This window comes from Ornithinimicrobium sp. F0845 (genome assembly GCF_023015765.1).
In the GTDB taxonomy this organism is placed as follows: domain Bacteria; phylum Actinomycetota; class Actinomycetes; order Actinomycetales; family Dermatophilaceae; genus Ornithinicoccus.
On record NZ_JALKAL010000004.1, the window covers coordinates 155,718 to 175,595 of the forward strand.

General features: G+C 71.6%; 20 protein-coding genes. 8 read left to right on the forward strand and 12 right to left on the reverse strand.

Annotated features, from left to right (window positions below; genetic code table 11):
• Window positions 1-95 precede the first annotated feature (95 nt).
• The 6 genes from MWU75_RS08145 to MWU75_RS08170 all read right to left on the reverse strand — a co-directional run bounded on the left by MWU75_RS08145 (window position 96) and on the right by MWU75_RS08170 (window position 6,164).
• Window positions 96-614, reverse strand: a complete 519-nt coding sequence (locus tag MWU75_RS08145) for a VOC family protein (protein WP_247089527.1) — start codon at window positions 612-614, stop codon at window positions 96-98.
• 119 nt (window positions 615-733) lie between these two features.
• A complete protein-coding gene (locus MWU75_RS08150) occupies window positions 734-1,204 on the reverse strand; it encodes a hypothetical protein (protein ID WP_247089529.1) in 471 nt (156 codons plus the stop codon).
• Window positions 1,205-1,207: 3 nt separating this feature from the next.
• Complete coding sequence (locus MWU75_RS08155; protein ID WP_247089530.1) at window positions 1,208-2,746, reverse strand: dihydrolipoamide acetyltransferase family protein; 1,539 nt, start codon at window positions 2,744-2,746, stop codon at window positions 1,208-1,210.
• A gap of 16 nt (window positions 2,747-2,762) precedes the next feature.
• Window positions 2,763-3,752 (reverse strand): alpha-ketoacid dehydrogenase subunit beta, encoded by a 990-nt coding sequence (locus MWU75_RS08160; protein ID WP_247089532.1) that lies wholly within the window; start codon window positions 3,750-3,752, stop codon window positions 2,763-2,765.
• A 76-nt stretch (window positions 3,753-3,828) separates the two neighbouring features.
• Window positions 3,829-5,016, reverse strand: coding sequence for a pyruvate dehydrogenase (acetyl-transferring) E1 component subunit alpha (pdhA, locus tag MWU75_RS08165; RefSeq protein ID WP_247089534.1), 1,188 nt, complete (start codon window positions 5,014-5,016; stop codon window positions 3,829-3,831).
• Between the two features lie 245 nt (window positions 5,017-5,261).
• Complete coding sequence (locus MWU75_RS08170) at window positions 5,262-6,164, reverse strand: carboxypeptidase-like regulatory domain-containing protein (RefSeq protein WP_247089536.1); 903 nt, start codon at window positions 6,162-6,164, stop codon at window positions 5,262-5,264.
• 158 nt (window positions 6,165-6,322) lie between these two features.
• Here MWU75_RS08170 and MWU75_RS08175 point away from each other — a divergent pair, with 158 nt between their 5' ends.
• Entirely contained in the window at window positions 6,323-7,921 is a 1,599-nt protein-coding gene (locus MWU75_RS08175) for a gluconokinase (protein ID WP_247089538.1), read from the forward strand.
• Between the two features lie 126 nt (window positions 7,922-8,047).
• Here the strand turns inward: MWU75_RS08175 and hisC are convergent, their stop codons facing one another.
• On the reverse strand, window positions 8,048-9,124 hold the full coding sequence (gene hisC / locus MWU75_RS08180; protein ID WP_247089540.1) for a histidinol-phosphate transaminase: 1,077 nt from the start codon (window positions 9,122-9,124) through the stop codon (window positions 8,048-8,050).
• 88 nt (window positions 9,125-9,212) lie between these two features.
• Between hisC and MWU75_RS08185 the strand changes: the two genes are divergently transcribed.
• From MWU75_RS08185 to MWU75_RS08200, 4 genes are all read left to right on the forward strand, one after another.
• On the forward strand, window positions 9,213-9,596 hold the full coding sequence (locus tag MWU75_RS08185; protein ID WP_247089542.1) for a phage holin family protein: 384 nt from the start codon (window positions 9,213-9,215) through the stop codon (window positions 9,594-9,596).
• A gap of 5 nt (window positions 9,597-9,601) precedes the next feature.
• Window positions 9,602-10,321 (forward strand): dienelactone hydrolase family protein, encoded by a 720-nt coding sequence (locus MWU75_RS08190; RefSeq protein WP_247089544.1) that lies wholly within the window; start codon window positions 9,602-9,604, stop codon window positions 10,319-10,321.
• The gene (locus MWU75_RS08195) at window positions 10,318-10,590 is read left to right on the forward strand and encodes a hypothetical protein (RefSeq protein WP_247089546.1); all 273 of its coding nucleotides are present in this window, start codon (window positions 10,318-10,320) and stop codon (window positions 10,588-10,590) included. The genes MWU75_RS08190 and MWU75_RS08195 overlap by 4 nt, the downstream gene beginning before the upstream one ends.
• Window positions 10,591-10,728: 138 nt before the next feature.
• Window positions 10,729-10,974 carry a DUF6458 family protein gene (locus MWU75_RS08200; RefSeq protein ID WP_247089548.1) on the forward strand — a complete coding sequence of 82 codons (246 nt, stop codon included), beginning with the start codon at window positions 10,729-10,731 and terminating at the stop codon, window positions 10,972-10,974.
• A gap of 240 nt (window positions 10,975-11,214) precedes the next feature.
• Here the strand turns inward: MWU75_RS08200 and MWU75_RS08205 are convergent, their stop codons facing one another.
• The 5 genes from MWU75_RS08205 to paaN form a co-directional block, all read right to left on the reverse strand.
• Window positions 11,215-12,885 (reverse strand): substrate-binding domain-containing protein, encoded by a 1,671-nt coding sequence (locus MWU75_RS08205; RefSeq protein ID WP_247089550.1) that lies wholly within the window; start codon window positions 12,883-12,885, stop codon window positions 11,215-11,217.
• An 11-nt stretch (window positions 12,886-12,896) separates the two neighbouring features.
• Window positions 12,897-13,694 carry an NUDIX hydrolase gene (locus tag MWU75_RS20250; protein WP_247089551.1) on the reverse strand — a complete coding sequence of 266 codons (798 nt, stop codon included), beginning with the start codon at window positions 13,692-13,694 and terminating at the stop codon, window positions 12,897-12,899.
• A 233-nt stretch (window positions 13,695-13,927) separates the two neighbouring features.
• Window positions 13,928-15,142 carry a formaldehyde dehydrogenase, glutathione-independent gene (gene fdhA / locus MWU75_RS08215; RefSeq protein WP_247089552.1) on the reverse strand — a complete coding sequence of 405 codons (1,215 nt, stop codon included), beginning with the start codon at window positions 15,140-15,142 and terminating at the stop codon, window positions 13,928-13,930.
• Window positions 15,143-15,312: 170 nt separating this feature from the next.
• Window positions 15,313-15,795 carry a DUF3817 domain-containing protein gene (locus MWU75_RS08220; RefSeq protein WP_247089553.1) on the reverse strand — a complete coding sequence of 161 codons (483 nt, stop codon included), beginning with the start codon at window positions 15,793-15,795 and terminating at the stop codon, window positions 15,313-15,315.
• Between the two features lie 43 nt (window positions 15,796-15,838).
• The gene (gene paaN / locus MWU75_RS08225; protein WP_247089554.1) at window positions 15,839-17,554 is read right to left on the reverse strand and encodes a phenylacetic acid degradation protein PaaN; all 1,716 of its coding nucleotides are present in this window, start codon (window positions 17,552-17,554) and stop codon (window positions 15,839-15,841) included.
• A gap of 201 nt (window positions 17,555-17,755) precedes the next feature.
• On the opposite strand from paaN, the gene MWU75_RS08230 reads away from it, so the two are divergent.
• The 3 genes from MWU75_RS08230 (at window position 17,756) to MWU75_RS08240 (ending at window position 19,871) form a co-directional block, all read left to right on the forward strand.
• Window positions 17,756-18,163, forward strand: a complete 408-nt coding sequence (locus MWU75_RS08230; RefSeq protein WP_247089555.1) for a metalloregulator ArsR/SmtB family transcription factor — start codon at window positions 17,756-17,758, stop codon at window positions 18,161-18,163.
• Between the two features lie 22 nt (window positions 18,164-18,185).
• Window positions 18,186-18,833 (forward strand): SRPBCC family protein, encoded by a 648-nt coding sequence (locus MWU75_RS08235; protein WP_247089556.1) that lies wholly within the window; start codon window positions 18,186-18,188, stop codon window positions 18,831-18,833.
• A 99-nt stretch (window positions 18,834-18,932) separates the two neighbouring features.
• Window positions 18,933-19,871 (forward strand): deoxyribonuclease IV, encoded by a 939-nt coding sequence (locus MWU75_RS08240; RefSeq protein WP_247089557.1) that lies wholly within the window; start codon window positions 18,933-18,935, stop codon window positions 19,869-19,871.
• The last annotated feature ends 7 nt before the right edge of the window (window positions 19,872-19,878 follow it).

Genomic DNA, 19,878 nt, shown 5'->3' on the forward strand with positions numbered 1-19,878 from the left:
CAGTGCACGGTGCGAGTGGCTCGGCCGCTGCATGGTGCGCGTGGCTCAGCCAGTGGATGCTGCGAGTGGCTCAACCAGTCGAGGTGCGAGTGCCGTCAGCCGGCGAAGAGGCAGAACGGGTGGCCGTGCGGATCGATCATCACGCGTACGTGCTCCTGCGGCTGGTGCTGGTGCTCGGTGGCACCGCACTCGAGCGCCCACGCCACGGAGGCCTCGATGTCGTCCACCCAGAGGTCGAGGTGGGTCATGGCCTGCTGTGGCGCCGCACCCACGGTGACCGCGGACTGCGCGGTGGGGATGGAGGTGACCGGATCTGATGAGAGCGGCGCTGCGCCGATGCCGTCGCCCACCGACGGCCAGCCGAGCCGGCTGGGGGGTCGGCTGGGCCAGACCGGCGGCACGTAGTGCTCGTCCCACTCGAAGTTGAGGGTCATCATCAGGTGCCCCTCGGCCGGGCCGATCTGCGCCCACCCGGCTGTGGCGGGCTCGCCCTCGCGTGGCCCCTCGGAGACCCTGACCTCCACCCCCAGCAGGCGCGCATAGAACGCGGCGAGCGCCCGCGGGTCCGGCGTGCTGATCGAGACCGACGTGGCCTGGATCCTCGGCTGTGTCATGGCGATGCCGTCTCCTCCGTCAGTCATGGCCCGGCCAGTGCTCCCCGTCGGTCATGGCGATGTCGTCGCATGCGTGGGTCATGGCTACGTCGTCGCGTGCGTCGGTCATGGCGCGGCCGTCAATTCCGTCCGAACCACCAGAGCGCACCGACGAACGAGGCCACCACGACGACGGCGGTGCCGGCCACCCAGAGCCCGGTGTCCCAGTCCGCGAAGAGGGTCAGCGCCACGCCGACGACGGCGACCAGGAGGGCGACCTGCCCGGCCGTGCGGGTCGCGCGGAACTGGACCAGCCGTTCCGCGTCATCCGCCTCGTGTCCGGTGACCAGGCGGGCGGCCGGCTCAAGCCGTCGCACGACTGCGTGCAGCACGGCGTACCCGAGGAACAGCCCGCCGCCGATGGCAGCGGCCCGAGGGTTGCCGCGGGAGAGAGCGAACAGCACCACCGCCAACGCAGCGAGCACGCACAGTCCGGTGAAGAGCCGGTCGCGCAGCCTCAGGCGGCGCCGCGCACGGGGCGAGCCACCACCGTCGCCCTCGCTCCGACTGCGCAGCGCGGGAAGCGACCTCCCACCGTCGGACCGGGCCACGGATCAGCCCCAGACCAGGGCGCGGCTCGGGTCCTCCATCAGCGCGGCCAGGTCGGCCAGGAACCTCGAGCCGAGCTCGCCGTCGATGAGCCGGTGGTCGAAGGAGACCGCGAGCTGGGTGATCCAGCGCGGCACGATCTCCTCGGTCCCGTCGGCGGAGGTGACCACCCACGGCTGTCGGCGCACGGCGCCGAAGGCCACGATCGCCGACTCGCCCGGGTTGATGATCGGGGTGCCGGTGTCGACGCCGAAGACGCCGACGTTGGTGATCGTGATCGACCCGCCGGACATCTCGGCAGGCTGGGTGCGGCCCGACCGGGCGGTCTCGATCAGGTTGGCCATGGCGTCGGCCAGCTGCCGCAGGTCCATCAGGTCCGCGTCCTTGATGTTCGGGACGATCAGGCCACGCGGGGTCGCGGCGGCGATGCCGAGGTTCACGTAGTTCTTCTGGACGATCTCCTGCGCGTCCTCGTCCCACACCGCGACCATGCCGGGGTTGCGCTTGACCGCCAGGCACAGCGCCTTGGCCAGGATGAGCAGCGGCGAGATCTTCACGCCACGGAACTCGCGGTCGCTCTTGAGGCGCTCGACCAGCTCCATCGTGGCGGTGACGTCGACGGTGATGAACTCTGTGACGTGCGGCGCGGTGAACGCCGAGCCGGTCATCGCCTGTGCCGTCATCTTGCGGACGCCCTTGACCGGGGTGCGCGTCTCCCGCTCGCCGGAGCGGTCGAACACCGGCGGGGAGTATGCCGAGGTGCCGGCTGCGTCGTCTGCGGTCCGGGGCGTCTGCGGGGCCTCCGCCGCTGGTGCGGCGGCCGCCGCCCCGGTGTGCGGTGCGGCTGCGCCGACCGCGGCAGCCGGTGCCGTCCCGCCAGCCAGGTGTGCGTCGACGTCGGCGCGGGTGATCACGCCGTCCTCACGGGTCGGGGTGACGGCCTTGAGGTCGACGCCCTTGTCCTTGGCGTACTTGCGGACCGGGGGCTTGGCCAGCGCCGGACCCTTCGGCTGCTCGGGCTCGGCCGGAGCCTCCTCGCTGGCTGCCTCGCCGGCTGCTGCGTCCCCACTGGCCGCGGACTTCCGGGCACGGCGTTGCGTGGCGCCGGCGGACGGCCCGTAGCCGACCAGGTTGGCCTCGCGCCCGGGCGCCTCCGGAGTGCTCTCACCCGGTGCTGCCTGGGTGCCGGGAGCGGCCGTGCCGGCCGTCTCGCCACCGGCAGCGGCCTCCTCGCCGTTGGCGCCGGCCTCTTCGCCGTTGGCGCCGGCCTGCGCGCCGTCGGCGCCGGTGGTCGGCTTCCCTCCGCCGTCGCCGGTGTCGATCACGATGATCGGTGAGCCCACCTCGACCGTGGTGCCCTCCTCGACCAGGATCTCGGACACGGTGCCGGCCCACGGGATCGGCAGCTCGACCAGCGACTTGGCCGTCTCGATCTCCACGACGATGTCGTTGACCTTGACCTCGTCGCCGACCTTGACCTTCCAGGTGACGATCTCGGCCTCGACCAGGCCCTCACCGGGGTCGGGCAGGTTGAACTGGGGCACGGCATACTCCTTGCGGTCAGTAGGCGAGCGAGCGGTCCACCGCGTCCAGGATGCGGTCCAGGTCGGGCAGGAAGACCTCTTCGTGGCGGCTGGGCGGGTAGGGGATGTTGTAGCCGCCGACGCGGATGACCGGGGCCTCGAGGTGATAGAACGCCTCGTGCTGGACGAGCGCCGCGAGCTCGGCGCCCATGCCGAGGAAGGTCTGCGCCTCGTGCGCGACCACCACGCGGCCGGTCTTCCTCGCCGACTCCAGGATGGTCGGGACGTCCAGCGGGGACAGCGAGCGCAGGTCGACGACCTCGATCGAGCGTCCCTCGGTGTCGGCGGCCTGCGCAGCGATCATGGCGGTCTTGACCATGGGGCCGTAGGCCAGCAGCGTCACGTCGGTGCCGGGGGTGCGCACCACCGCGTCGTGGAGACCGTGGGGCGCGTCCTCACCCAGCTCGATCTCGCCGCGCTCGTGGTAGCGACGCTTGGGCTCATAGAAGACGACCGGGTCGTCGCTGGCGATCGCCTGCTGGATCATCCAGTAGGCGTCCTCGGCGCTGGAGCAGGTGACCACGCGCAGGCCAGCGGTGTGCGCGAAGTAGGCCTCGTTGGACTCGCTGTGGTGCTCCACGGCGCCGATCCCGCCGCCGTAGGGGATGCGGATGACCATCGGCAGGCGCAGGTGGCCCAGCGACCGGTAGTGCATCTTGGCGACCTGGCTGATGATCTGGTCGAATGCCGGGTACACGAAGCCGTCGAACTGGATCTCGACGACCGGACGGTAGCCGCGCAGGGCCAGGCCCACCGCGGTGCCCATGATCCCCGACTCCGCGAGCGGCGTGTCCAGGACCCGGTCCTCCCCGAAGTCCTTCTGGAGGCCCTCGGTGATCCGGAAGACACCGCCGAGCTTGCCGATGTCCTCACCCAGCAGGACGACCTTCGGGTCGGTCTCCATGGCGGCCCGCATGCCGGCGTTGAGCGCCTTGGCGATCGTCATCTTCTGCAGTGCGGAGCTCATCAGTTTTCCTCCTCGATCAGCTCCGCGGACCGCTGCGGGCCTCGCAAGCTCGTGTCCTCGCGGGTCCTGTCGCTCATCAGTCCTCCTCAAAGCTGGCCTGGTAGGCCACGAACTCGGCCCGTTCCCGCTCGATCAGCGGGTGGGGGTCGACATAGACCTTCTCGAACATGTCCTCGTGGGGTGGGTTCGGCATCTGCTGGCAGGCGGTGCGGATGCGCTGGGCTAGCTCGTCCGCCTCGGCGTCGATCGACTCGAACCAGCCGTCCTCCACCAGGCCCTCGGCCTCCAGGTGCTTGCGCAACCGGTCGATCGGGTCCTTCTTCTTCCAGATGTCGACCTCGGCCGCGATGCGGTACTTGGTGGGGTCGTCGGAGGTGGTGTGCGCGCCCATCCGGTAGGTGAACGCCTCGATGAGCGTCGGTCCCTGCCCGCCGCGGGCCCGTTCCAGCGCGGCGCGCGTCACGGCCAGGGTGGCGAGCACGTCGTTGCCGTCGACCCGGACGCCGGGGATGCCGAAGCCGCGAGCCCGCTGGTAGGGCGGGATGATGAACTGCCGGTCGTTCGGCTCGGAGATCGCCCAGTGGTTGTTCTGGACGAAGAAGACGACCGGGGAGTGCGCGACGGAGGCGAAGACCAGCGCCTCGTTGTAGTCACCCTGGGCCGTGCCCCCGTCACCGGTGAACGCCATGACCGCGGTGTCCCGGTCGGCATCGCCGGTGCCGACCAACCCGTCCTTCTGCACTCCCATGGCATAACCGGTGGCGTGCAGCATCTGGTTGCCGATGACGATCGTGTAGAGGTGGAAGTTGTTCTCGTTGGAGTCCCAGCCCCCGTGGTTGACCCCGCGGAACATGCCCAGCAGGTTGACCGGGTCGACACCCTTGCACCAGGCGACGCCGTGCTCGCGGTAGCCCGGGAACGCGTAGTCCTGGGTGCGCATCGCCCGCCCGGCACCCACCTGGGCCGCCTCCTGACCCAGCAGCGAGGGCCACAGACCGAGCTCGCCCTGCCGCTGCAGCGCGTGACCCTCGGAGTCGACCCGGCGCACCAGCACAAGGTCACGGTAGAGGCTGCGCAGCATCTCGCCGTCGACGTCCTGGAGGTAATCGGCGTACGGGCCGTTGACCTCGGTCTGCGGGATCCGGCGCCCCTCGGCGTCGAGGAACTGGACCATCTCAGGTCCACCGTCGGTGATGTCTCTCGCGGGGGGTTCGTGGGTCGCGGGCGCGGCGGTTTCCACCGGCGCGACGACGTCGTCGCTCACTGGTTCTTGCTCCTTCATAGGGCCGGCGCGCGAGCGTCGGCGCCCGTGTGCGGGGTCAGGGCCACGCTACCGCAGCGTGGGGTGCTGTATGACGCGCGGGACCGCAGGAGGGCCCGTGCACGGAACGCGGGGGCCTGGGCATGGGCCCATAGGGGGCCGGGCATGGACCCCTAGCCTCAGCGGCCCTCGGCATCGGCCCGTAGGGGCGCCTCTGGGCCGGCTCGCCCCACGCGCCGGCTCGGCGCCTATGGCAGCCGCACCCGCACGGCGAGCGTGCCTCCCCACAGGTCGGGCTCGAAACCGGACTCGACAGACTCGGCATACGACGCCTCGTCGTCCGAGGCGGCGTCCTGGATCAGCAGGTTGTGCTCGGCGCCGGGCGGACCGTAAGTCGCGGTGATCGTGTAGCGGCCGAGCGGGATCCCGCCGAACGCTCCCAGCCCGTCCACCGGCACGTCGAGCGGCTCCCCGGCCGTCCCGTCGGCGAGCGGTCCGGACGGCGTGAAGTGCAGCGTCACCAGCGTGATGTCCTCCAGCCCACCGGAGCCGTAGTCCTGGTAGACGTGACCAGCGCCTCCGTGGAACAGGTCCGGGTGGGACTCCATGGGACCCCCGATCCGCCAGACGAAGTCCCGGACCGCACCATCGTGGCTGGCGAAGGGGGTCTCGTCCACGTCCAGCTGGAACGAGTACCGCTGGCCGTCGAAGGCAACCTCGTGGGTGCCCCACATCCGCCAGGTCGTCTCCAGCAGCGACAGGTCGATGCGGTAGCTGCCGTCGGCGTCGGTCACCGCCTCCGCGGTGCTGCCGTAGAGCATTGTGTTGTTCGCCAGCACCGAGACCCCCGGCACCGGTCTGCCCTGGCTGTCGAGGACCCGGCCCTTGACGATGTACGGCTCGACCTCGCCGTCGGATCCCTCGGCCGCGACCGGGTCGCCGAGCGGCCCTCCCGCCTCGCCGTCGGCGCCCTGACCGGCAGCGCCCTCACCTGCAGCGCCCTCACCGGCGGCGGGCGCGCTCGCGGCGCCGTCCACCGGTGCGGGCGGGGCCGTCGGATCGGTGACGGCCGGGACCTCGCCCGTGCAGGCCGTGAGCAAGGTCGCTGCGAGCAGGAGTGCAGCGCCGGATCGCCAGGTTCTCGGGATCATGGCGGTGACGTTAACTTCTGGCCCCGCCCGTGGATACCTCCCGAAGGATGAAGCCCGGGGACCGCGGGGAGGACCCGTCCCACGGGATCGTCCTTCCCGGGACGTATGCCGTGCGCCAGGTCTCCCGGCACCGTGCGTGATCCGCCCTATGGTGGGGCATGGCCTCCGAATTCGAGATCGACTGGCAGGACGCGGTCCCGCCGCTGGTGCTGGCCCTGGACGTCGGGTCCACCGCGTGTCGGGGCATGGTCTACGACGCCCACGGCCGACCCGTCGGCAAGCGCGCGAAGGTCGCGCACGGCCTCACGGTGGCGCCGGACGGCACCTCCGTGATCGACCCTGATCAGGTCGTCGCGGAGCTCACTTCCATCATCGACGTGCTCACCGAGCGCCTTGCGGGCGAGCAGATCGCTGGCGTCGGTCTGGACACCTTCGCCTCCTCACTGGTCGCCGTCGACGTCGAGGGCCACCCGCTCACGCCGTGCTTCACCTACGCGGACGGGCGGTGCAGTCGCCAGGTCGAGAGCCTCCGGGCGGAGCTCTCCGAGGCAGAGATCCAGCAGCGCACCGGGGCGCGGATCCACTCCAGCTACTGGCCCGCGCGGCTGCGCTGGCTCGCCGAGGACCAGCCCGGTGTCGTGGCCCGCACCGCGCACTACCTGTCGCTGGGCGACTACGTCCTGCGCGCCCTGACCGGAGTGCTGGCCACCGGCACCTCGACGGCTTCGTGGACCGGACTCGTCGACCGGCGCACCGCCGACTGGTCACCGCAGGACGTCGCGGTGGCCGGCATCCGGTTGGACCAGCTCCCGCCGATCCACCACCTGGACCAGCCCCTGGAGATCGGGCCGGACCGCGCCGCCGCGCTGGCACGACGGTGGCCGGCGCTCGCGGACGCCAGGTGGTTCGCCACGGTCGCCGACGGCTTCGCCGCCAACGTCGGCCTCGGTGCCCACGACGAGACGACGATCGGTGCCTCGTGCGCGACCTCGGGAGCCCTGCGCGTGGTGATCCGGCAGATGCCTGATGCGCTGCCGCCGGGCCTGTGGTGCTACCGGGTCTCGCACGACCGGGCGCTGCTCGGTGGCGCGCTCAACGACGTCGGCCGCGCCCTCACCTGGGCGGACGCGACCCTACGGTCCGCCGGCGACGCTGCCGACACGGGCGACACGGGCGACGCTGCCGACACGGGCGACACGGGCGACACTGCCGGCACGGGCGGGGCTGCCGACACGGGCGACGCGGCCGACACCGGCGACGCGCTCTCCCGTGCCCTGACGGCGGAGCCGCACGACGCGACCCCACTCGTGCTGCCGTTCTTCACCGGCGAGCGCAGCACCGGGTGGGCCGCGGACGCCCGCGCAGCCTTCACCGGCGTGGGGGCCGGCTCGTCGCCGCTCGAGCTGTATCGCGGCGTCGTCGAGGGCATCGCGTTGTCCTACGCCCGGATCGCGGCCCAACTGCGGGAGGTGGCGCCCGAGCCCAATAAGCTCTACTGCGGCGGCCGGGTCACCACAGACCGCCCAGAGCTGCTCCAGGTCATGGCCGACGCCATGGGCACCCCCGTCACCCCGGTCACCATCAAGCGCTCCACACTGCACGGCACCGCGCTGCTCGCGCTGGAGACGCTGGCGCCCGGCGTGCAGCGCGCGGACCCGGACCGCGGGCCGACGTTGAGCCCCACTCAGACCCGGGTGGCCTACTACGCCGGCCGGTCGCAGGGTTACGAGCGCCTCTACGACGCGCTGTTCGGCTGACGGGGCAACGGGATGCCGGGCCGCGCGTGCGGCCCCCAGCCCACGGCATACTCCCCCATCAGTCAGGGGGTCGGCCTCCCCCATCGGGCAGGAGTCGGACCGCATCAGTCAGGAGGCCGGCGCAGGTCAGCGGTTGCGGAACGCGGCGGCCACCTCGAGCAGCCGGTCGTTGGCCTCGGTCTCACCGATCGTGCAGCGCGCGCCCTCGCCGGGGAACGGCCGGACCGTGAGGCCCCGCTTCTGGCACGCGGCCGCGAAGTCGAGGGTGTCCTCGCCGAGCGGCATCCACACGAAGTTGGCCTCCGTGTCCGGCACCGGCCAGCCCTGCTCCCGTAGCCCCTCGAGCACCCGCTCCCGCTCTCCGACCAGCGCCTTGACCCGCACCTCAAGCTCGTCATAGGCCGCCAGGCTGGCGATCGCAGCCCGCTCGGCCAGGTCGGAGACACCGAACGGCGTCGCCGCCTTGCGCAGTGCCGTCGCGACGTCCTCCTGGGCGATGGCATACCCCACGCGCAGCCCGGCCAGGCCGTAGGCCTTCGAGAAGGTGCGCAGCACCGCGACGTTGGGGAACTCACGGTAGAGCGCGAGCGCGTCCGGGGCGTCGTCGGCCGTGTTGAACTCCAGGTAGGCCTCATCGATGACGACCAGCACGTCCCGGGGCACCGCGGCGAGGAACTCCCGCAGCGCCGCGTCGGTGACGTGCGGCCCGGTCGGGTTGTTCGGCGTGCAGACCAGCACCAGTCGGGTGCGGTCGGTGACGGCTGCGGCCATCGCGGGCAGGTCGTGCTCGGCGGTTTCGGTCACCGGCACCTGCACCGACTCGGCCCCCGCGAGGGCGACCACGATCGGGTAGGCCTCGAACGACCGCCAGGCGTAGACGACCTCGTCACCCGGCTCGCAGGTGATGTTGACCAACTGGGTGAGCACCCCCACGCTGCCGGTCCCGGTCGCGATGTGCGTCGCCGGCACCGCCCAGCGCTCGGCCAGCGACTCGGTGAGCGCGGCGACGGCCATGTCCGGGTAGCGGTTCATGCGGCCCGCGGCCTCGGTCACCACGTCGAGGACGGAGGGCAGCGGCGGGTACGGGTTCTCGTTCGAGGAGATCTTGTATGCCGTCAGACCCTCGACCGGCGCGGCCGGCTTGCCCGGCTTGTAGGCGGGGACACCCTCGAGGGTCTTGCGGAGGCGGACACCATCGTTCATGCGACCGAGGGTAACGCTGTCGCCCATGTCACCAGACTCGACGCCGCAAAGGTGCCCGCCGGCGGCCACCTAGTGCAACGATGGGCCCATGAGTTTCCTCATCAAGGTAATCGTCAACGGTCTCGCCGTCTGGATCGCCTCGCTGCTCTTCGACGGAATCGTGTTCGAAGAGACCAGCAGCACGACCACGAAGGTCATCACGATCCTGGCGGTCGGCCTGATCTTCGGCGTGCTCAACGCCATCATCAAGCCGATCCTGTTCGTCCTGTCCCTGCCGGTCCTCCTGCTCACCCTGGGTCTGTTCACGTTCATCCTGAACGCGTTCATGCTGTGGTTGACCGGGGTGGTCTCCGGCTGGGTCAACCTGGGCTTCGACGTGACGGACTTCTGGTGGGACGCCGTGTGGGGCGCTCTCGTGATCACCGTCGTCTCGATGATCCTCAACGCCGTGCTGCCTGACGGCAGGGACTGATCGCATTGGCCGAGTCGAGCGAGGTCTCGATCCCGACCGCTGACGGGGCGATGCCCGCCCACCTGTGGTTCCCGGACTCCGTGGACGGCCGCGACCGGCCAGCCATCCTGGTCTTCCAGGAGATCTTCGGCGTGAGCAGCTATGTCCGCAGCCGCTGCGATGACCTCGCCGAGCTGGGGTATGCCGTGCTGGCACCGGAGTTCTACTGGCGACTGCCCCAGCGGACGGTCGACGAGGGGGCGGAGGACGTGCTGGAGCAGGGCCTGGCCCTTGCGGGGCAGCTGGACTGGGAGACCGCCGTGCGCGACGGTGTCTCTGCCGCAGCGCACGTTGCCTCGCTGCCGCACGTGAGCAGCGTGGGCTTCGTCGGTTTCTGCTTCGGCGGCGGACTCGCGTATGCCGTCGCCGCCCAGGCGTCGAACCCTCCGGAGGCGCTGGTCTCCTACTACGGCTCCGCCCTGCCCCAATTGGTCGATGCCGAGGTCGAGGTGGAGGTGGCGAGCCTGCACCACTTCGGCACCGCCGATGCCTACATCCCACGTGATGCGGTCGAGGACATCCGCACGTGGGTGACACGCGGCGACAACCTGGTGCGGTTCGAGCTCTACGACGGCGCGGGGCACGCCTTCGACAACCCGCACCCTATGTTCTCCCACCCGCAGGCATCCCTGGCCGCCTGGGACGTCACGGTGGATTTCCTCGGCGAGCAGCTGCCCGTGGCGTGAGCCTGTGGCTCGAGCTGTTCCTCGCGGGGACGGTGGCCCTGGTCCTGGCCGGTGCCCTCGGCACGCTCTGGCTCGTCGTCGACCGGCTGCGTCAACGGCCCACGTCCGGTCCGTCCGTCGACGGAGACAGCGCGCCGCCCGTCGTGCGCGGCGGCCTGGACTACCGGGACCACCCCGGTCCGGTGGTGGAGCGACGCGGACCGGATGTCACGGAGCGCCGTTATCGTGACGCGGTCGACCGCACGAGCGGGCAGAATCCCCGCACGTGACAGGCTCTGCGGGTGAGCGGCCTCCGTGACGCGGCTGTGATCGCCGGGAGGGGTTACCGATTCGACCGGCGACGGTCCCGCCCTCGGGTCATGCTGGAGGGAGCGCGCCGCAGGGCGTGCACGAGCAAAGGAGACTCCATGGGCATCGGAATCGGCATCACGCTGCTGGTCGTCGGAGCCATCATCTCGTTCACCGACCTCGACGAGAGCCTTGTCAACACCGACCTGCAGGTGGTGGGCTGGATCCTGATGGCCGGCGGCGCGCTGGCGCTCATCATGGGTCTGATCCAGAACGCACAGCGCTCCAACAGCAGCCACACCGTGATCGAGGAGCGCCGTGGCGGACCGGACGTGATCGAGCGTCGCGACGACCGCGGGGTCTGACCGGGCGGCACCGACCCCACCACGTCCCGGAGCACGAACTGCACGACACCGAGACCTGTCCGGGGTCTCCACCAGCAAGGACGGAGCCCGACCAGCGGGTGCTGGTCGGGCTTCGTGCTAGGAGGGGAGGCCGCAGGGCTCAGCCGGCCCGCGGGCTGAGGCGGACCCTCAGCCGTGCCGGCCCGCGAGCCGAGGCGGGTCTGCTCAGCCGTGCCGACCCGCGGGCTGAGGCGGGCCCGCTCAGCCGTGGCGCGCGGCGATCGCCTGGATAAACACCTGCCCGATGTCGCGCGGGTCCTCCGCGACGAACGACTGGCCACCGGCCGCCCGTGCGACGCGGTCCAGTGCGGCGGAGTCGACGTCCGGGCCCATACCGATCAGGATCAGGCGCACCTCCCGCTCGGGGTCGGCCACCTCCTCGAGCTCGGCGATCAGCTGCTCCTCGCTGAGCCCACCGGTCGAGTCGTCGTTCACGCCGTCGGTGAGCAGCACGATGGAGCTGACGAAGCCCTCCTCCCACTCCTCCTGCATGTGCAGGTAGGCCGCGAGGATCGTGTCGTGCAGCCCGGTGTCACCCGTGGTGAAGTCCTCGTCCAGCCCGGCGACAGCCTCCTCCAGCACCGCGCGCTGGGTCTGGCCCTCGACGTCCTGGGAGAGCACCCGCACGGGGATCAGCTGCTCCCAGTCCTCGCCGTCGGGGCCGCGGTTGGTGGAGAACGCCCACAGGCCCACGGCGCTCTCGTCCGGGAACAGGCCCAGCCCGCGCTCGGCGGCCTGACTGGTGATCTGGATGCGGGACAGCTCCCCCGCGACCTCGTCCATCGAGCCGGAGACGTCGATGACGGCCAGCAGGCGCGAGGGCGGGTTCAGCGCGCCCCACTGTTCGTTGAGCGCGGCCACAGCCTCCTGGTCGACCGGGGTCGCGTCAGCGTCTCCGACCGAGAAGCCGCCCGCCTCGAACGCGGCCGCGGCCTCCGGGGCCAGCAGTGCCTCCTGGAGCTCCGCGACACCGGGGGTGTCCGCGGCACCCGGCAGCACGACATACGGGAAGGAGAGCGACCCGGCACCGCCGCGGGGAGTCAGGCCGGACAGCTCGGTGTCGGTGCCGACGGAGGCGGCGACCTGCCCCGCAGTGGTCGGAACGAAGACCGGCAGGCCCGAGGCCACCGCGCCGAGCGGGTCGGCGGTGGCGTTCTGCGCAAGGGTCACCATCAGGCTCTCGGTCAGCGCGCGGGCCGCGTCGGAGTCGCCCAGCCCGGACTGCGCCGCCAGCAGGGTCGCCGTCGTCGCCGGGTCCGTCTCGGGGTTGCCCACGACCAGCGGCACACCGACGGTGACCAGGTCTGCCCAGGTGGGCTCCTCGGCCATGCCCTCGGTGGTCTCGGCGAAGAAGCCGTGCTCGGCGGCCAGCACGACCGGTGACGTGGCCACGACCGGCCCCGTCTCCACACTGGCCCCGGCCTCGGAGAGCGCGGCGGCGAACGCCGGCGAGCTGGGGATCCACACCTGCGCCTCGGGTGCCTGGCCGCCCGCGAAGGCCGTCACGACCTCCAGCGGGGCCTGCGCGACGACGGAGTATGTCGTGCACGGGTCGGCGGTCTCCGCGACCTCGGTCACCACGGGCGCGATGTCCGGCGCGGCCAGGACGGTGATCTCCTGGGTGTCCTCGCACTCGACGGCAGCTGGTGGCGCGGTGGCGGTCGCCGCGTCGGTGTCGGGTGGGGTGTCGGAGTCCGGCTCACCGTCCGTGGCACTGTCTTCGCCCGCGACGCCCGGCTCCTCCGTGCCGGTGTCGTCCCCCCCGAGGGCCTGGACGACCCCGAAGACGGCGAGCACGGCGACGGCGAGCGCGAGCAGGATGGCTAGCGGGCGCTTGAGGGATGTCTGTTCTTCACTGCGGTGGCGGGGCACAAGATGTCATGCTAGGTGACATCGGCCTCCGGAACAGTGCCGTCCTCCAGCACCAGCGGCCCGCACGCGCGGTCCGCAGCGAGGATCGCGGTGAGATGGCGCACCGCGTAGGGTGCCATCCGCTCGGCGAACTCCGCGGGCTCGACCCAGTGCACCGCGGCCAGTTCCCGGGGGTCCAGCACCGCTCGTTCGGCCAGGTCAGGCACCGTGCCGAGGTCGAAGACGAAGTGCACGGCGTCGTCCCACTGACGGTAGGGCGGCATCCAGTTGACCGCCAGGAGCGGCCCCGGGGGCAGGTCTACGCCGAGCTCCTCGCGGACCTCCCGCCGCAGCGCGACCCAGGGGGCCTCGTGCGGGTCGACGACCCCGCCGGGCAGGTCCCAGTCGGACTTGTAGGTGAGCTCGCACAGCAGCACCCGGTCCCGGTCGTCCCGGATCAGACCCTGCGCGATCACCCGCGTGCGGGGCAGCGTCGCGTTCAGCATGGCCAGGAAGGACTCCCGCGTGCCCGGCTCCGGGTCCTGCGCCAGCCGGGCCAGCCGGGTGACGTCGACGGGCAGCCCGGCGGACGACATACTGCGTCCTCTCGCGCGGCCCTCCGGACGGAGACCGGCGCGCTGGAGCGCCACCCGGGTCTCCCGGTCACCGACCGGCACCTCCGCCTCCACGCGGCGCGCCCCGTCGGCAAAGGCGCGATCCAGGACCGGGACGACCTCCGCGGTGGACAGGACGGCCCCCTCGGGCCAGGTGAGCTCCAGGACGCCCGGGCCGACCTCCCGCAGCCCCAGGCCCGACCCGTCCGTGCTCACCCCCTCACCCTATGCACGACGCGCGAGGCGAGGCTGGGCGGGCGCGCGGGAGGACGCCGGGCGAGCGCGCGGGGGCGAGCGGGCGGGGCGACGCCGGGCATGCACAAAGAGCCGCGCGGGCGGGCGCACGGAGCGCGGCCGGGAGGCGGCGCGGGGCGACCCCGGGCGGGGAGGTCGGCCAGACAGGTTGAGCCGACCTCCCCACGAACCGGCCGGGTCGACCGGTGATGACGTCAGCCGACCATGCCGTGCGGGTCGATGACGTACTTCTTGGCGACGCCGGAGTCGAAGTCCTGGTAGGCCTGCGGGGCCTCGTCCAGGGACACCTTCGTCGCGTTGACGGCCTTGGCGATGTCGACCCGGTCGTGCAGGATCGCCATCATCAGGCCGCGGTGGTACTTCATCACCGGGCACTGTCCGGTCACGAAGTAGTGGGACTTGGCCCACCCGAGCCCCAGCCGCACGGACAGCGACCCCTCCTGGGCGGCCTCGTCCACGCCGCCGGGATCGCCGGTGACATAGAGGCCCGGGATGCCCAGGCCGCCACCGGCGCGGGTGATGTCCATGAGGGAGTTCAGGACCGCCGCGGGCTGCTCGGTGTCGGCGTGCTCCCCGTGGCCCCGGGCCTCGAAGCCCACGGCGTCCACGCCGCAGTCGACCTCCGGCACCCCGAGGATCTGCTCCAGCTGGTCCGGCACCGGTGCCTTGGACACGTCGACGGTCTCGCAGCCGAAGCTGCGGGCCTGGGCCAACCGCTCCTCGTTGAGGTCGCCGACGACAACGGCCGCGGCACCGAGCAGCTGGGCCGAGACCGCGGCGGCCAGGCCCACCGGCCCCGCCCCGGCGACATACACGGTCGACCCCACCTGGGTGCCGGCCGACACCGCCCCGTGGAAGCCTGTGGGGAAGATGTCCGAGAGCATGGTCAGGTCCATGATCTTGGCCATCGCCTGGTCGCGGTCGGGGAACCTCAGCAGGTTCCAGTCGGCGTAGGGTACCAGGACGTACTCCGCCTGGCCGCCGACCCAGCCGCCCATGTCGACGTAGCCGTAGGCGCTGCCCGGGCGGTCCGGGTTGACGTTGAGGCAGATGCCTGTGGCGCGCTCCTTGCAGTTGCGGCACCGACCGCACGCGATGTTGAAGGGGACCGAACAGAGGTCGCCCTGCTTGATGAACTCGACGTCGGGGCCGGTCTCGATCACCTCACCGGTGATCTCGTGACCCAGGATGAGGTCCGGGGGTGCGGTCGTGCGGCCACGGACCATGTGCTGGTCAGAGCCGCAGATGTTGGTGGTGACGACCTTGAGGATGGCGCCGTGACGCACCTGGCGGCCTATGTTGTCGGGGTGGACTCCCGGTCCGTCCTTGAGCTCGAACTCGGGGTAGGGGATGTCCTGGACCTCGGTCTTGCCCGGCTCGAGGTAGGCGATACCGCGATTGCTGGCCATGGTTGCTCGCTAACCCGGCCACGACCCTGGCCCACTTGCCGGGACACGTGCCGCAGCCGAATATTGGGGGTCTCCTCACGCTAAGCGAGGGCCCCGCGTCCTGCATCCGGGTCGGGCACCCCCCGGAAGCGCCCTCTTGCCGGGCTCCTGGAGACGCCGCAGCCGGAGACCTACTGGCGGACGGGCCTCGACCCGGGATCATCGAGCAGCCCGGTGCGCAGTGCCCATCGCTCGAAGACGACGGTCGCGAACGGCGGGACCGCCGCAGCCAGGCCGAGCAGCGTGACCTTCGGGCTCCAGCCGAAGACGCTCCGGGTCGTCAGCACGACGACGCAGTAGACGATGAACATCGCACCGTGCAGCGGCCCGAAGACCTGCACGCCCACCTCGGTGGTCTCGGCGACGTGCTTGAAGTACATGCCGACCAGCAGGCCGAGCCAGGTGAACGCCTCGGTGATGGCCGCGACCCGGAAGATGGTCCGGGTCACGCCGGCGTCGCGCGCCCAGTAGGTGAGGGCCGAGTCGCGGTTGCGTGCCCGCCAGTCATCGGTGGGCCGGGCCCGCTTGCGCTCGGCGAGCTGTCTGGCGGCCCTCGCCGTCCCGCCCTCAGGCGCCTCTCCCCCAGGGGCCCCTCCCCCAGGCGCCCCGACCACGGGCGCCCCTCTCCCAGGCGCACCGCCCTCAGACGCCCCGGCCTCAGACATGGCGCCGGCTGGTGATGATCCGGAACCGGTTGGCCACGAAGGCGGCGTCGGTGTAGGCGGCGTTGGCCGCCGGGTTGGCACCGGTGCCGTGGAAGTCGCTGAACGCGGCGGTCTGGTTGACGAAGATCTGACCGGTCAGGTTCTCCGAGAGCGCCACGCCGGCGTCCGCGGCCGTCTCGCGCGCGTCCTCCAGCACCTGCTCGTCGGTCGAGTAGACCGAGGCGGTCATCGCCCCGTGCTCGCGGACCGTCTTGCACAGCAGGTCGAGCGAGACCTCCGTGCCGGGGGTGCGGATCAGGAAGGCGACCGGCCCGAAGCACTCCTGGGAGTATGCCGGGGCGTTGGCGGCGTCGACCCCGATCAGGGCGGGGACGCGCACCACGGCGTCGGGGTAGGTCGGGTGGGTGACCGGGCGTGAGTCCAGCAGCACCTCGCCCCCGAGCCGCTCAGCAAGGGCAGGCACGTCGGTGGCGCGCTCGCGCACGTCCGGGTTGACCGTCGCGCCAAGGATCTCCACGGCCCGGGCGTCGTCGGCGTTGAACGCAGTGATCGCCGCGGCCAGCCTCTCCGCGAACTGCTCGTAGGTCAGCTCACCCTCGTCGGTGCTGATGCCGTCAGCGGGGACGTACACGTTCTGCGGGGCGGTGCACATCTGGCCGGAGTAGAGGGAGAACGAGAAGGCCAGGTTGCCCAGGACACCCTTGAGGTTGTCGGTCGAGTCGACGACGACCGTGTTGAGGCCGGCCTTCTCGGTGTAGACCAGCTTGCCGGCAGCCCCCGCCTCGCGCTCCAGCCAGCCGCCGAAGCCGGGCCCGCCGGTGTAGTCGATGATCCGCACCGCCGGGTGCAGCGCGAGGGTCTTGGCCAGCCCGTCCCGCCCCTCGACCGGTGCGCCCTCCGCGGCGAGCTGCACGAGCGCCCTGTCGAAGCCGGCCTCGGCCAGCACGTCACGGGCGATGGACACGGTGATCGCCAGGGGCAGCACCGCCTGCGGGTGGGGCTTGACGATGACCGGGTTTCCGGTCGCCAGCGACGCGAACAGGCCGGGGTAGGCGTTCCAGGTCGGGAAGGTGTTGCATCCGATGACCAGGGCCAGGCCGCGCGGCACGACGCGGTAGTCCTTCTGCATCCGGATCGGGTCGCCCTTGGTCGGCTTCTCCCAGGTCACCGACGCGGGGACCCGCTCCTGCTCGACGAGCGCGGCGGCGACGGCCTCCAGCGCCCGGTCCTGGGCGTGCGGCCCGCCGGCCTGGAAGGACATCACGAACGGCTGGCCGGAGGTGTGCATGACGGCGTTGGCCATCTCGTGGCTGCGCTTGTTGATCTGCTCGATGATCTCGACGCACACGGCCGCGCGGGTGCGGGCACCGGCGTCGCGCCACGCCGGGATCGCCGCCTCGGCGGCCTCCACGCCGGCCTCGACGTCCAGCTCGGGATACCGCACGCCCAGCGCCGGCCCGTAGGGCGAGACCTCGCTGCCGACCTCCTCCCCGGTGGTCGGCTGGTCCCCCAGCGGGGAGTATGTCGTGTTGCGAGCCTTCTCGAAGGCTGCCAGTCCGTCCTGGGCCGCGGTCTCGCCGTAGACCCGTGGGCTCGGCGACTCGGGGTAACGGCTGTAGTAGTCGCGGGTGGCCAGGGCCTGCGTCGCGGCCTCGAGCACCTCCGCGTGGGTCTCCAGGAGGGCGGCACCGGGGGCTGTCTCAGTCACCCGACCAGCGTAACCGCCGCCGCTCGCCCATCCGTGGCCGCGGCGGTGTCCTCCGTGCCCACCGAGCGCGTGGTGTTGCTTCCGGCGGCCCCAGCCGGGCTTCTTCGAGCGCGTGGTATTGCGGCCGGCAGGTGTGGTGGGCGTTCAAGCGCAGCCGGAATATTCCTTGACATTCATATGCACCTAGAGGAATATGAGGGTATGTCCCAGGACGTCTTCGAGGTGATCGCCGACGGAACGCGGCGGCGCATCCTCGACCTGTTGCGCTCCGGAGAGCGGCCGGTCGGCGAGCTCGTGGACCTGCTCGGGGTGTCCCAGCCCAGCGTCTCCAAGCACCTGAAGGTGCTGGACCGGGCGGCCCTGGTCCGGGTGCGGGTCGACGGACCACGCCGTCACTACTCCGTCGACCCGGCCGCGCTGGCCGAGGTCGAGGCGTGGCTGGCGCCGTTCCGCGAGCTGTGGGCGGACCGGCTGGACGCGCTCGAGCACCACCTGGACGGGCTTGAGAGCCGGGACGCCCGGGAGGACGCGCGGCAGGACGAGCGTGCACCGAGCGGCCAGACGGCCGGTGACACACGGCATACCCCATGCGAACGAGCAGAGCGATGACCGAGGCTGAAGGAGCAGAGCGATGACCGAGGCGACAGAGGGCACGACGACGGAGGCCGAGAAGGAGGGCACGACGACGCAGACCGAGTCAGAGGGCACGACGACGCAGGGCGCGACCACCGAGAGCCGGCTGGGCACGGTGCTGCGAGAGGGCGACACGGTAGGGCTGCGCTACGAGCGGCACCTGTCCCACCCACCCGAGAAGGTGTGGGCCGCCCTCACCGAGAGCGAGCACCTGCACCACTGGTTCCCCGCGGACATCGTCGGCGAGCGACGGGCCGGTGCCGAGGTGCAGCTGCCGTTCTGGCCGGAGACGGCCGAGTCCGCCGCCGAGGAGCTGGAGCAGCAGGGCATTGACCTGGACGACCCCGTCCTGCCCGGACGCATCCTCGAGTGGGATCCACCGCGGCTCTTCGTCCTGGAGTGGGGCAACGCCCGGGCCGACGCGGACCTGCTCCGGTTCGAGCTGACACCCCTCGATGACGGCACGCGCCTGGTCTTCACCACCTGGCTGGGCACCAGGGGCCCGCACGGTCACGAGGGCACCGGGGCGGGCTACCAGGTCTGCCTCGGCCTGCTCGAGCAGTTGCTGGACGGTGACGCCCCGACCACGCCTGGGCCGGAGGAGGTCCAGGAGCTCGAGCGGCAGTATGCCGAGCGCCTCGCGTGATCGTCCCCGCCGGGCACGCGACGTCCCGACGGGCGGCATCGCGTGATCGTTGCGGCCGGGCACCCAGCGTGACGTGCACGCGACGTAGCCTGTCCCGCTATGCCCGCCACTCCGCATACTGCCGCCCCACCGCCAGCCACCTCACCGTCGCCCGACGCGCGACGCAACCCCATCGGGACCCACGTGCCGGTCGGCAAGGGGCTGGTCGCGGGGGCGCTGGCGACGGCACGCGCGATGGGGTGCGAGGCCCTGCAGATCTTCGCCGGCAATCCCCGCGGCTGGGCGCTCAGTACCGGCAAGCCGGCCGAGGACGCAGCATTCCGTGAGGCGCTGGCGCGGGACGGCGTGCGGGCCTTCATCCACGCGCCCTACCTCGTCAACCTCGGCAGTCCGACGACCGCGACCTACGAGAGGTCCGTGCAGACGGTCGCGCACAACCTGGTCCGGGCCGTGCAGACCGGCTGCGAGGGAGTCGTCGTGCACACCGGGTCCTTCGTCGACCCGAGCGGTGACCGGGGGCTGTTCGACGCGTCGATGCGGCGGGTGCGCGAGGCGCTGCTGCCGATCCTGGAGACGCTCGAGCACGATGACGCGCCGTGGCTGCTGCTGGAGCCGACGGCCGGACAGGGGCGCTCGCTGTGTGCCGGGATCGAGGACCTGCACGGCTATCTGGAGGCGCTGGACTTCCACCCCAGGGCGGGGATCTGCCTGGACACCTGCCACGTCTTCGCGGCGGGTGAGCCACTGGACGAGGAGGGCGGGGCGACCGCCGCGGTCGACCGGATCGTCGAGATGGGCGGGCGGGGCCGGCTCCGGCTGATTCACGCCAACGACTCGATGGACGTGCGCGGCGCCTTCAAGGACCGGCACCAGCAGATCGGCGAGGGACACATCGGGACCGGCGCCTTCCGTGAGCTGTTCGTCCACCCGGAGACGGACGGCGTGCCGTTCATCCTGGAGACCCCCGGGTCGCGGGACGAGGGCAATCCGGATATCCCCCTGCTCAAGGAGCTGCGGGCGCAGGCCCGGACGGGTTGATGGCACG

Bases quoted from the DNA above. Each gene is read 5' to 3' on its own strand.
- MWU75_RS08145 (WP_247089527.1), bottom strand. From the start codon at position 614: ATGACACAGCCGAGGATCCAGGCCACGTCGGTCTCGATCAGCACGCCG.
- MWU75_RS08160 (WP_247089532.1), bottom strand. From the start codon at position 3,752: ATGAGCTCCGCACTGCAGAAGATGACGATCGCCAAGGCGCTCAACGCC.
- MWU75_RS08170 (WP_247089536.1), bottom strand. From the start codon at position 6,164: ATGATCCCGAGAACCTGGCGATCCGGCGCTGCACTCCTGCTCGCAGCG.
- MWU75_RS08175 (WP_247089538.1), top strand. From the start codon at position 6,323: ATGGCCTCCGAATTCGAGATCGACTGGCAGGACGCGGTCCCGCCGCTG.
- hisC (WP_247089540.1), bottom strand. From the start codon at position 9,124: ATGAACGATGGTGTCCGCCTCCGCAAGACCCTCGAGGGTGTCCCCGCC.
- MWU75_RS08185 (WP_247089542.1), top strand. From the start codon at position 9,213: ATGAGTTTCCTCATCAAGGTAATCGTCAACGGTCTCGCCGTCTGGATC.
- MWU75_RS08200 (WP_247089548.1), top strand. From the start codon at position 10,729: ATGGGCATCGGAATCGGCATCACGCTGCTGGTCGTCGGAGCCATCATC.
- fdhA (WP_247089552.1), bottom strand. From the start codon at position 15,142: ATGGCCAGCAATCGCGGTATCGCCTACCTCGAGCCGGGCAAGACCGAG.
- MWU75_RS08230 (WP_247089555.1), top strand. From the start codon at position 17,756: ATGTCCCAGGACGTCTTCGAGGTGATCGCCGACGGAACGCGGCGGCGC.
- MWU75_RS08235 (WP_247089556.1), top strand. From the start codon at position 18,186: ATGACCGAGGCGACAGAGGGCACGACGACGGAGGCCGAGAAGGAGGGC.
- MWU75_RS08240 (WP_247089557.1), top strand. From the start codon at position 18,933: ATGCCCGCCACTCCGCATACTGCCGCCCCACCGCCAGCCACCTCACCG.